The sequence below is a fragment of the Paraburkholderia sp. SIMBA_030 genome (genome assembly GCF_046535245.1).
Classification (GTDB): domain Bacteria; phylum Pseudomonadota; class Gammaproteobacteria; order Burkholderiales; family Burkholderiaceae; genus Paraburkholderia.
Genome location: NZ_JAWRXB010000035.1, coordinates 12,479 through 24,291 on the forward strand (window position 1 = coordinate 12,479; position 11,813 = coordinate 24,291).

Genomic DNA, 11,813 nt, shown 5'->3' on the forward strand with positions numbered 1-11,813 from the left:
GACGTTTCAACTGACGTCGGGTTTGACGCGAAGGAGACAAATCATGCTCATGCATGCTGAGCCCACGATGGGCGATGTGTCGGTAACACAAACGGACGTGCGGCCCTATGCCTGGGTGGTGTTTGCCTTGACGGTCGGATTGCTGCTCTCCGACTACATGTCGCGGCAGGTGTTGAATGCGGTCTTTCCGCTGCTTAAGGCCACGTGGAATCTTTCCGACACAAAGCTGGGTTCGCTTAGCAGTGTGGTCGCATTGATGGTTGGAGTACTCACCTTTCCGCTGTCCGTGCTCGCCGACCGCTGGGGCCGCGTGAAGAGCATCGTCCTGATGGCGGCGATGTGGAGTCTCGCGACACTGGGCTGCGCGATCTCGACAACCTATGGGGAAATGCTGATCGCACGAGCCTTCGTCGGCATCGGCGAGGCCGCCTACGGAAGCGTGGGCATTGCGGTTGTTCTGAGCATCTTTCCGGCGCGCCTGCGCGCCACGCTCACCGGCACGTTCATGGCGGGCGGGGCGTTTGGCTCGGTTCTGGGAATGGCGCTCGGCGGTGCGGTGGCCGCTCATATGGGCTGGCGCCTCGCGTTCGGCGCGATGGCGGCCGTGGGCATCTTGCTGGTCGTTTTCTACCGGTTTGTCGTCACCGAAAAGCGTCTTGTGTCGCTGCAGCCGAAAAGCGTGACCAGGCAGGCGCAAGGGCTCGGCGTGCGCATGAGCTTCCGTGCCCTGATGAAGGGGCTCTTCTCGACGAAATCTGTCGTGTGTGCCTATGTCGGTAGCGGGATCCATCTGATGGTTCCCGCCGCCCTCTGGGCGTGGATGCCGAGCTTCCTGAACCGCTATTACGGGATGGCGACGGGCAAGGCTGCAGTGAGCGCGGCGGTGTTCGTACTGGTGACCGGCCTTGGCATGGTGGTATGCGGCAATCTGGCGGACCGACTCAGCAACAATACACGCGAAAGGAAGTGGCTCACCGCGATCGCGTTCTGCCTCATGTGCTTCACATTGCTCGCGATCGGCTTCCGCATGCCTGCGGGTCCGTTGCAGCTGGTTGTGATCGGCGTGGGGATGTTCTTCAGCGCAGGCGCGAGCGGCCCCTCGGGTGCGATGGTGGCGAACCTCACCCCGCCGTCCATTCACGCATCGGCGTTCGCGACACTGACGCTGGCGAACAATCTGCTGGGTATGGCACCCGCTGCCGTGCTCACCGGTTTGGTCGCGGACCGCATCGGTCTGCTCGGTGCGTTGCAACTCATTCCTTTCGCGGGGCTCATCGGGGCGGTCGCATTTCTCATTGGCAAGCGCAACTACGCCGACGATCTGGACCGCCTGAACACCCTTGCGCGTGAGCAAGCCGCATGCTGAGGCCGCCTGCCGGCGATATGCTTGATATGACAACTTGATCAGATTTTACAACCGATTCGGGCGTCCAGCGATCCTGCCCACATTCTCGCAGCATGAGCGTGTCTCGCGGCACCATGGGCCGCAACACAACAACATTGATCTGCCAAAGATGCCTGGGGCAGAACGAGCAGTTCCACAGCAGGCGAAATCCAGTTTTCAGCCTGAGCAACGGATAGGAGATTGAACATGGCAAAAGCAGTGCGTTTCCACGAAACCGGTGGTCCCGAAGTCTTGCGCTACGACGACGTTGAAGTGGGCGAACCGGGCCCCGGGCAGGTCCGCCTGCGCCATGAGGCTGTCGGTCTGAATTTCGCGGACACATACTTTCGCAGCGGACTGTACCCGGTCCCGATGCCTGCCGGTATGGGCGTGGAGGCCGCGGGCGTGGTCGAGGCCGTCGGCCCCGATGTGACGAACGTTGCGCCCGGCGATCGTGTGACCTACACGGGCTTTATCAATACGCTGGGCGCCTACAGCACCGAACGCCTGATGCCGGCCGCGCCGCTGATCAAGCTGCCGGATGCGATTAGCTGCGAAACGGCTGCCGGTATGACCATGCGCGGCCTGACCTCGTCTTACCTGATGCGCCGCATCCACGACTTCAAGGCCGGTGACACCATCCTGCTGCATGCAGCCGCCGGCGGTGTCGGCCTGATCGTGTCGCAATGGGCGAAGCTGCTGGGTCTGAACGTGATCGGCACGGTTTCGACGGAGGCCAAGGGCGGGGTGGCCCGCGCGCATGGTTGCGATCACATCATCTACTACAGCCGGGAAGACGTTGCGAAGCGCGTGCGCGAACTGACCAGCGGCGTCGGCGTAGACGTGGTGTTCGACAGCGTCGGCAAGGATACCTTCGAGGCGTCACTCAACTCGCTCAAGCGCCGCGGCCTGATGATCTGCGTCGGCACGGCCTCCGGCCCGATTCCGCCGTTCAATCCGCAGGTTCTCGCAATGAAGGGCTCGCTCTACCTGACCCGCCCCGCGCTTGCCGACTATATCGCCGACCCCGCCGAAAAGAATGAGCTTGCCGGCGAGATCTTCGGCCATATCGCCGCGGGCCGCATCAGGATCGAACTGAACCAGCGTTACGCGCTTGAGGATGCCGCGCAGGCTCACCGGGACCTGGAATCGCGCAAGACGACCGGCTCGTCGGTCTTTGTTATCTGAGGGGCAAGCCATGCGAGTTGAACAATTGACCTGTGCAATCGGCGCCGAGCTGGTCGGCGTGAACCTGGCCGATGCCGTTCACGACATGTGGCGTTTGCGCGTCGCTTTGGTGAGCTGGAAGATCATCCCGTCGCCGGCAGTGATCCGGAGCACCCGGGCCTCGTGCGCATCTACAAGACCCCGGATAAACCGAACGACCGGTACGAAAACGGGTGGCACGCCGACGCCACCTGGCGCGAAGCGCCGCCGTTCGGTGCGGTGCTGCGTTGCATTGAATGCCCGCCGGTTGGGGGCGACACGATGTGGGCCAATATGGTCCTCGCGTACGAGAACCTGCCGGACCACATCAAGTCGCAGATCGCAGATCTGCGCGCGCGCCACAGCATCGAGGCGAGCTTCGGCGCCGCCATGCCGATCGAAAAACGCCTTGCGCTCAAGGCCCAGTATCCCGATGCGGAGCACCCTGTCGTGCGCACGCATCCGGAGACCGGCGAGAAGGTGCTGTTCGTGAATGCCTTCGCCACCCATTTCAGCAACTATCACACGCCGGCACGGGTGCGCTTCGGGCAGGACGCCAATCCGGGCGCGGGCGACCTGCTGCGCTATCTGATCAGCCAGGCCTACATCCCGGAGTACCAGGTGCGCTGGCGCTGGAAGCCGAACAGCATCGCGATCTGGGACAACCGCAGCACGCAGCACTATGCGGTGATGGACTACGCGCCTTGCCATCGGAAGATGGAGCGCGCCGGGATTATCGGCGACAGGCCGTATTAATCTGAAGGAATCAGCATAGTGACTCTCGATACAGCACCTACGATACTTATCGTGCCCGGCCTGCGTGACCATGTGGCCGAGCACTGGCAGACGCTGCTGCAGGCACGCCTTCCCAAAGCGGCTTCGGTGCCGCCGCTGGAGCACGACAAGTTCAGCTGCGCGGCGCGCGTCGCGGCGCTGGACGAGGCCATCGCCAGGATCGATGGCCCGATCGTACTGGTGGCTCACAGCGCCGGCGTCATGATTACCGTGCAGTGGGCGCAGCGCCACCAGCGGCCGATTCAGGGTGCGCTGCTTGCCACGCCGGCGGATCTGGCAACGCCGATGCCCGCCGGTTATCCAACGCTCGATGCGCTCGAGAAGAATGGATGGCTGCCGTGCCCGCGTAAGCTGTTACCGTTCCCGAGCATCGTCGGCGCCAGCCGCAACGATCCGCTGGCAACGTTCGATCGTGCGGCGGCAATGGCTGCGGACTGGGGCAGTCATCTCGTCGATCTGGGCGAAGTCGGGCACCTGAACCCCGCGGCCGGCTATGGCGAGTGGCCGCAAGCGGAGACACTGATCCGTGAGCTTCTCTGACATGAACGACGCAACGACGCAGGGCAATCCGGTAGAAATGGCGTCCGTGGCAGTCGATGTCCACTTCGACTTCGTCTGCCTATGGTGCCTGATTGGCAAGCGCAACCTCGATGCGGCCGTCGATCGCTTCGCCAGCTTGTGTCCGGAAGTCAGCGTCAAGGTGCGGTGGCACTCGCATCAGTTGTTGCCCGAGGTGCCCGTAGGTGGCGTCCCTTATCAGGCGTTCTATGTGGCCCGTCTGGGGAGCGCAAACGCAGTCGCGGCACGGCGCGTCCAGGTTCAGGAGGCCGCTCGCACAGCGGGACTTCAACTGGCGTTCGACAGGATCGAGGTGATGCCGAACACGCGGGCGGCGCACAGCCTCGTGTCCTGGGCCGTCAGCACAAGCCCGGGATTCCAGCCTGCGCCGCTGATCGACCGGCTGTTCACCGGCTATTTCATGGACGGCGAAGACATTGGCGATCCTGATGTGCTTCAGCGGATTGGCCTCGCGTGCGGTCTCGACGCGGCGGGCCTCGCTGAACATCTGGCGGCGTCGCGGCGTGGGGACAATATGGAGATCCCACGTTCGCCGCAGGCTGACGATGTCAGGGGCGTACCGCATTTTGTGATCAATTCGGCCCTGTCGCTGTCTGGGGCGTATTCGCCCGGCGCAATCGTGGATGCCATGTTGCGCTCGACCGGCGATCAGGAAAACCGGTGATGTCACGCCAGATACCCGTCCGAATGTCCGGTGAACTCGCACCGGGCCAGCGCAAGCTGGCCTTCATCGATGGCCGCAGCATTGTCCTGTTCAATATCGACGGCACCATCTACGCAATTGACAACTCGTGTCCCCATAACGGTGCCTCGCTCGCGAACGGCCAGCTGGAGGGGTGCGTACTGCGCTGCCCCGCGCACGGCCTGCGCTTTGACCTCCGGACTGGATGCATGCCGGGGGCAGGCGGGTTGGCCCTGACGACTTTCCCGGTCCAGACAATTGATGGGACTCTGGTCGTCAGTCTCGATGAGCCGGGCTCGAGCCTCTCGCATGCGCCAGCAGGTAGTGCGGCAACGTGATCCAGGACGCGGGACGCCTTCATTGAGGGCCGGGTTGCGAAGTGGTGGAAATCCGACTCTGTAGTGTTTGTCGACTCGATCGCGCTCGGCGCAACGGGTAAAGTTCTCAAGCACCGGTTACAGGAGCAGTTGGGATTACTACCTGTCGGCCTGAGACGCAGCCCTGGCAGCAACACAGTTTCATTCGAGCAACAAACCATAGGCCGCCGGGTCCGCCTGGCCCGCCCAAATCTGGAGGAGACAGAATGACATTCAAAGTGAAGCTGAGCAGCGCTGCAGCGCTGGTGATGTTCGCCACCGCCGCCCATGCCCAATCGTCGGTCACGCTCTACGGCGTGCTCGACACTGGACTGCTGTATCAAAGCACCTCGGCGGCAACGTTCCAGCCGCACGCGCCTAACCTCGGGCACCTCTATCAGCTCAAGGACGGCGGCATCTACGCCAGCTACTGGGGCCTGAAGGGAAGCGAAGACATCGGCGGTGGCTACAAGGTCAACTTCAAGCTGCAGGGTACATTCAATACCGCGAACGGCAGGTTTGGCTTGTCCGACACGCCGGGCACGACCGCGATCTTCAACCAGTTCGCGATGATCGGAGTATCCGGCCCGTTCGGCACCATCGACGCCGGTCGGCAGATCATCCCGATGATCTATGCGATGGCGGAAACCGACGTCCGCGGCGCACAGTATTTCGGCAGTATCCTGACTGCGTGGCTGGGCGTGAATCAGGCGGCCGGCTGGCCCGGCACCAGCACGAACGCCCCGATCGGCGCCCTGTATGACAGTAACGCGCTGGTCTACAATTCGCCGAAATTCTATGGCGCGTCGCTCGCGCTCGAATACGCGCCGGGCGGTGTCGCCGGCCATTTCCAGGGCGGCACGCGCGAGTCGGCGGTGCTCAAGTATTCGAATTACGGTCTGAATCTGTCCGCCGTGTACTACAACGGACACGACACCAATCCGTTCCCGCTGACCTATCCGGCAGCGCCGGCTGTGCCCGCGACGGGGCTCGCGAACAACCGCTTCTACTATTTCGGTGCGATGTACACGATCGCCGGATTCTCGATATCCGGCTCGTATGGCATCGGCAAGAACCCCGCGAACAGCAACACGGCGGACTTCGAAATGGCATCAGGTGGCCTCGGCTACCAGTTCAACCCGCGCTTCAAGATCACGTCGGGCTACTACTACCTGAGGGACCGGAACCATTCAGCGAACCACTCGAGCGAATTCGCAGTGGGTGCTGAATACAACCTGTCCCAGAGGACCAAGGCATACGCGCAAGTCGGGTATGTCGACAACAAGGGGACCATGAACCAGACGATCATCTATGGAGCCCCGGTTGCGCCGGGGGTGTCCACCACGGCGGCAATGGTCGGCATCCGTCATACGTTCTGATTTCGCAACCCCTTAACTGGCAACCGGAGTATTCAATGAAGAACATCGGGACATTCAGGCTGGCTGTCGTAGCCGTAATTGTTGCAACGTCCATGACCGCATGGTCGCAGACCCGCGAAGCGGCCAGCGTACCGGGCGCATCCGCGATGGCGGCGTCGGGTTCAGCGGCACCGGCCACCGGAAGAAAGGCGAATCGTGCCCTGCGCCGGCAGGTCTATAACGCCATTGCCAAGCACAAGGAGATCAGTGCCGGAAATATCAGCGTCATCGCAAAGGACGGCGCGATAACGCTCAATGGCACGGTCACGGACGGTTCCCAGGTGGGCACGGTCGCGGAAATCGCGAAGGGCGTTCCAGGCGTAACGTCGGTCACCAACAAGCTAACCGTAGAAAAACCGTTTGGCGGCATGTAGGGTGCTGCCGTCGACACGAGAGTGCTGCTGGGCCGATTTTGAGTCGGGCCCGTCCCGACTACCCTGGCCGTTGAATAGACCCTATTGGAAAGACATACGATGAGCTACACGGCCCCTGTCAAGGACATGCTGTTCGCAATTAATGAACTGGCGAATCTTGATCGCATATCAGTACTGCCTGGTTTCGAAGACGCCACGCCAGAGACGGCGCAGGCAGTGCTCGACGAAGCAGCCAGGTTTAACGCGGACGTAATTGCACCGCTGAACGTCGAAGGCGACAGAAACCCGAGCAGCTGGAAGGACGGCGAGGTCACTGCGACACCGGGTTTCAAGGAAGCATTCCGCCAGTTCGCCGAAGGTGGTTGGCAAGGTGTCGTGCACCCGACCGAATATGGTGGTCAGGGGCTGCCGAAGTTGCTTGCCACACCGTGCATCGAGATGCTGAATGCCGCGAACCTGTCACTTGCGCTCTGTCCGCTACTCACGGATGGCGCTATCGAGGCATTGCTGACCGCTGGCAGCGAAGAACAGAAGCAGACCTACGTGCCCCGGCTTATCTCCGGTGAATGGACAGGCACAATGAATCTGACGGAGCCGCAAGCGGGCTCGGATCTCGCGCTGGTGCGCACGCGTGCCGAGCCGCAGGGCGACGGCACGTACAGGATTTTCGGTACGAAGATCTTCATTACCTGGGGCGAGCACGACCTGGCCGACAACATCGTCCATCTGGTGCTGGCGCGAACGCCGAACGCGCCGGACGGCGTGAAGGGTATTTCGCTTTTCATCGTGCCGAAGTTTCTGGTCGACAAAGATGGGTCGCTCGGCGCGCGCAACGACGTGCATTGCGTGTCCATCGAGCATAAGCTTGGCATCAAGGCGAGCCCTACGGCGGTGCTCCAGTTCGGTGACCACGGCGGCGCCATCGGACATCTGGTCGGCGAGGAGAATCGCGGCCTCGAGTACATGTTCATCATGATGAATGCGGCGCGCTTCGGGGCCGGCATGCAGGGCGTCGCCATCTCCGATCGCGCGTATCAGAAAGCAGTGTCGTACGCGAAGGAGCGTGTGCAGAGCCGTCCCGTCGACGGTTCGGCGAAGCAGTCGGTGTCGATCATCCAGCACCCGGACGTGCGCCGGATGCTCGCAACAATGCGAGCGCTAACCGAAGGTGCCCGGGCGCTCGCTTACGTCGCCGCTGCTCATGGGGATATTGCGCATCGGGACGTTGATGAATCGGTACGCGCGGATCATCAGTCGATCTACGAGTTCCTCGTGCCGGTAGTGAAGGGCTGGAGTACGGAACTGTCGCTGGAGGTGACGAGCCTCGCGGTGCAGGTGCATGGAGGTATGGGCTTCATCGAGGAAACGGGCGCCGCCCAGTACTACCGCGACGCACGCATCCTTACCATCTACGAAGGCACGACGGCAATCCAGGCGAATGACCTCATCGGCCGCAAGACATTGCGCGACGGTGGTGCCGTGGCCAAAGTGCTGCTCAGTCAGATTGACGAAAGCGTCGCGGCGCTCTGGGAGCACGCGGCATATGAGACAAGTGTCGCGTTTCAGGTGCTGCATCGGCATCTCGTGGCCGGGCGGACTGCGTTGGCGAACGTGATCGAGTTCGTGCTTGAGCATGCGAAGTGTGATCCCAATGCAGTATTTTCCATTGGTGTCCCGTATCTGAAGCTGGCAGGCATTGTGTTGACGGGCTGGCAGTTCGCCCGTGCATTGGTGGTTGCCACCAATAAGCGCGACGATGACCCTTCGTTTTATGACGCGAAGGCAGCGACCGCGCATTGCTTTGCGACACACATTCTGCCGCAGGCCGTCGCGCTCGCAGTCGCGATCGTCAATGCCAAATGCGATGAAGGCTTGCTGGCTCTGACTGAAGATCAGTTCTGAAAGGTTGAGACTGGTTTGTAACCAAAGCAGGTTTTATTGGGCTCTACGGCCCGCCCGAGTCGATGGAATTTTGACGTGGTGATGATCGGCAACCGACAAGGCGTTGCGGCGGTGTCTGAAAACATCCGATAGACACGATGTGCAAAATCGCCAGGTGAATCTGACCGGGAAGATTGATATTTTGAGGTTGCCATGAACATTCTGTTTCCCCACATCGATACGGTTCGCTTTGACGAGGGGCCCATATGCTTCGATGCACTTGTAGACGGTACGCCGATCAATTGCATATTGACCGCACCTGGGTTGAGTGCCGCCACACCGGTTGACCACGTGATCTCCCGGCGAGAAGCGTTTGTGCTGGGGCAACCCGCCCTCAGGGAGGTGGTGGCTCGTCGGGTCATGGAATCGCGGGTTTCACCGATTGTCATCACTCAGGCCGCGTTCGATGCTTGAGCGATAGCTGGTTTGCGGCGCCACGCGGACGCTGGGATAGGCGCAGTTGAGACAGGCATAACGAACAGGTTTACCAGGAAAAGGCAAGAAAGTGGTTGAGCAAAACGCGAAGGTCCGCGTGAAGCCGGACAACACGGGCGTTGTGTCGCCACCAAACTTCTATGCCGCAGCAACCGTCGACATTGCGAATGTGAAGATGTCGATCAAATCCGTTCAACACAATAGCCGTTGAACAGGCGGTGCGCCTGAAGGAATCGGGCCTGGCGACGGAAGTCATCGCCGTGTCGGCGGGCGTTGCGCAATGCCAGGAAACGCTTCGTACGGTGCTGGCGATCGGCGCGGACCGCGCGGTCCTGATCGAATCGAATGTCATTCATGCAAGTGGATCCTGCCGCCATCTGCACCAGAAAGGTTTGTTAATGCAGACGCCACCGGCCAATGTGGCGAGTCAGGCCGCCAACAGTTGTCTGTGCCACGGAGACGCAAATGCACGACCAGTTCACTGATACAACACCATCCGCCTACGACTATCCGTTGCTGGTCAAGCAGTTGCTACACACATCGCTCGTTCAGGCGCGTGACCAGCAAATCGTCTACCGCGGGCAGATGCGCATGTCCTATTCGACGCTGCATGAACGTATTGGACGGCTCGCCAATGGCCTGAGCAAGTTCGGTGCGCAGCATGGCACCGCTGTCGCAGTGATGGACTGGGATAGCCATCGCTATCTCGAGTGTTACTTCGCGGTCCCGATGATGGGTGCTGTTTTGCAGACCGTCAATGTGCGACTCTCAAACGCAGAGATCGCTTACACGATCAACCATGCCGGCGCCGCGATACTGCTCGTTCACACGGATTTCCTGCCGATAGTCGAGGCGATCAAGGATCAGCTCGAAACCGTGTCCACCTTCATCTACATCGACGAGCCTGGCAGTGAGGCTTGCGCGCACACCATCCCGTTCGCCGCGGAATACGAGGCGATGCTGGCCGCGAGCGCTACAAGCTACGAGTTTCCAGATTTCGACGAGAACACGCGAGCGACCACGTTCTACACGACCGGTACTACTGGCCAGCCCAAAGGTGTTTATTTTTCGCACCGGCAACTGGTGCTGCATACCCTCAGCGTGCTGGGTGCATTGGCGAGCCCCGTGTCGGGACAGCGCTTTCACCGCGGCGATGTGTATATGCCACTCACACCGATGTTCCATGTTCACGCGTGGGGCATGCCGTACATCGCAACGGTACTGGGTGTAAAACAGGTCTATCCGGGCCGTTATGTGCCTGAGCGGCTGGTGCAACTGCTTAGCGATGAAGGCGTCACGTTTTCTCACTGTGTTGGGACGATCCTGCACATGCTGCTCAACTGCGAGCAGGCAAAATCAACCGACCTGAGCGGGTGGAAGGTCGTCATTGGCGGTGGCCCGCTGGTGCAGGGCCTCGCCCGCGCCGCGCTCGATCGTGGCATCGACGTTTTTGCGGGTTATGGCATGTCGGAGACCTGTCCGGTGTTGACTCTCGCGCAGCTCGAGCCTGGCGCCGAATCGCTGGACATCGACGAGCAGGTGCGCTTGCGCTGCAAGACGGGTTTTCCTGTACCGCTTGTCGACCTGCGCATCGTCGACGCGAACATGGAGCAGCTTCCCCACGACGGCAAGGCTTGTGGTGAGATCGTCGTGCGGGCACCGTGGCTCACACAAGGCTATCTGAACAATCTCGAGGCGTCCATCGAGCTCTGGTCCGGCGGGTATCTGCATACCCAGGACATTGCCACTATCGACACGACAGGCAATGTGCAAATCACTGACCGCATCAAGGATGTGATCAAGTCGGGGGGTGAGTGGGTCTCGTCACTCGAGATCGAAAATCTGATTTCGTTGCATCCGGGCGTCGCCGAGGTCGCGGTAATCGGAATACGGGACGACAAGTGGGGCGAACGTCCCGCGGCGATCGTGGTGCTCAAGGCGAATGTCGAAGTGACGGAAGACGATATCCGGAAGCACGTGTTGACCTTCAGTACGACCGGACAGATATCGAAGTACGCCGTCCCTCAAATCGTCAAATTCGTCGATGCGCTCCAGAAGACAAGCGTCGGCAAGTTGAACAAGAAATGGTTGCGCGAACAGTTCGCCTGAACGAATTACAAGGAGTAAACGGGATGAGTATTAAGGGGTACAGCATTGCCACCATCGGCAATTTTGTCGGACGGGAGCTGGGTGTGTCCGATTGGCTTGTCGTCGATCAGGCGCGTATCGATGAGTTCGCAAAATGTACGGGCGACAGCCAGTGGATTCATGTCGACGTGGAACGGGCGGAAAAGGAAAGCCCCTTCGGAGGCACCGTCGCGCATGGCCAGCTGACGCTCGCTTTGCTTGCGCCGCTCGCGATCGAGATCGGTCTCATTCCCGACGATGCGTCGGCTGGCCTGAACTACGGGCTGGATAAGGTACGGTTCGCGACGCCTGTGAAAGCGGGAGCGCGCGTGCGAAACCGGGTGACCCTGATGTCGACAGTAGTGAAGGGGAACGGACGTGTTCTCGTCAAGACAATGAACGAGTTGCAGATCGAGGGCGAGGACAAGCCGGCCGTCGTCGCCGAGACGCTTGTGATGCTGGTCGCGTAACGCTGGCCCAATGCCATAGCACCAGGAACAGTTTGAGGACATTGAA

11 protein-coding genes and 2 pseudogenes are annotated in these 11,813 nt (G+C 60.9%); all 13 read left to right on the forward strand.

Annotated elements, in window-relative coordinates; genetic code table 11:
- The first annotated feature begins 43 nt into the window (after positions 1 to 43).
- The 13 genes and pseudogenes from SB772_RS37495 (at position 44) to SB772_RS37555 (ending at position 11,767) form a co-directional block, all read left to right on the forward strand.
- Positions 44 to 1,366 carry an MFS transporter gene (locus SB772_RS37495; protein ID WP_410838160.1) on the forward strand — a complete coding sequence of 441 codons (1,323 nt, stop codon included), beginning with the start codon at positions 44 to 46 and terminating at the stop codon, positions 1,364 to 1,366.
- A gap of 225 nt (positions 1,367 to 1,591) precedes the next feature.
- Positions 1,592 to 2,572: a quinone oxidoreductase family protein gene (locus SB772_RS37500; protein WP_410838161.1), complete on the forward strand. Its 981-nt coding sequence runs from the start codon at positions 1,592 to 1,594 to the stop codon at positions 2,570 to 2,572.
- 10 nt (positions 2,573 to 2,582) lie between these two features.
- A pseudogene (locus SB772_RS37505) lies at positions 2,583 to 3,346 on the forward strand (TauD/TfdA dioxygenase family protein).
- Between the two features lie 18 nt (positions 3,347 to 3,364).
- On the forward strand, positions 3,365 to 3,925 hold the full coding sequence (locus tag SB772_RS37510; RefSeq protein WP_410838162.1) for an RBBP9/YdeN family alpha/beta hydrolase: 561 nt from the start codon (positions 3,365 to 3,367) through the stop codon (positions 3,923 to 3,925).
- A 1-nt stretch (position 3,926) separates the two neighbouring features.
- On the forward strand, positions 3,927 to 4,628 hold the full coding sequence (locus SB772_RS37515) for a DsbA family oxidoreductase (RefSeq protein ID WP_410838163.1): 702 nt from the start codon (positions 3,927 to 3,929) through the stop codon (positions 4,626 to 4,628).
- Positions 4,628 to 4,984, forward strand: coding sequence for a Rieske (2Fe-2S) protein (locus SB772_RS37520; RefSeq protein ID WP_410838164.1), 357 nt, complete (start codon positions 4,628 to 4,630; stop codon positions 4,982 to 4,984). Before SB772_RS37515 ends, SB772_RS37520 begins: the two co-directional genes overlap by 1 nt.
- A gap of 245 nt (positions 4,985 to 5,229) precedes the next feature.
- A complete protein-coding gene (locus SB772_RS37525) occupies positions 5,230 to 6,381 on the forward strand; it encodes a porin (protein WP_410838165.1) in 1,152 nt (383 codons plus the stop codon).
- A gap of 35 nt (positions 6,382 to 6,416) precedes the next feature.
- Positions 6,417 to 6,794 carry a BON domain-containing protein gene (locus tag SB772_RS37530; protein ID WP_410838166.1) on the forward strand — a complete coding sequence of 126 codons (378 nt, stop codon included), beginning with the start codon at positions 6,417 to 6,419 and terminating at the stop codon, positions 6,792 to 6,794.
- Positions 6,795 to 6,893: 99 nt separating this feature from the next.
- Entirely contained in the window at positions 6,894 to 8,696 is a 1,803-nt protein-coding gene (locus tag SB772_RS37535) for an acyl-CoA dehydrogenase (RefSeq protein ID WP_410838167.1), read from the forward strand.
- A 192-nt stretch (positions 8,697 to 8,888) separates the two neighbouring features.
- Positions 8,889 to 9,149, forward strand: coding sequence for a hypothetical protein (locus SB772_RS37540; RefSeq protein ID WP_410838168.1), 261 nt, complete (start codon positions 8,889 to 8,891; stop codon positions 9,147 to 9,149).
- Between the two features lie 91 nt (positions 9,150 to 9,240).
- Positions 9,241 to 9,517, forward strand: a pseudogene (locus SB772_RS37545) (hypothetical protein); the annotation flags it as partial.
- A gap of 118 nt (positions 9,518 to 9,635) precedes the next feature.
- On the forward strand, positions 9,636 to 11,279 hold the full coding sequence (locus SB772_RS37550) for a fatty acid--CoA ligase (protein WP_410838169.1): 1,644 nt from the start codon (positions 9,636 to 9,638) through the stop codon (positions 11,277 to 11,279).
- A 23-nt stretch (positions 11,280 to 11,302) separates the two neighbouring features.
- Positions 11,303 to 11,767, forward strand: a complete 465-nt coding sequence (locus SB772_RS37555) for a MaoC family dehydratase (protein WP_410838170.1) — start codon at positions 11,303 to 11,305, stop codon at positions 11,765 to 11,767.
- The last annotated feature ends 46 nt before the right edge of the window (positions 11,768 to 11,813 follow it).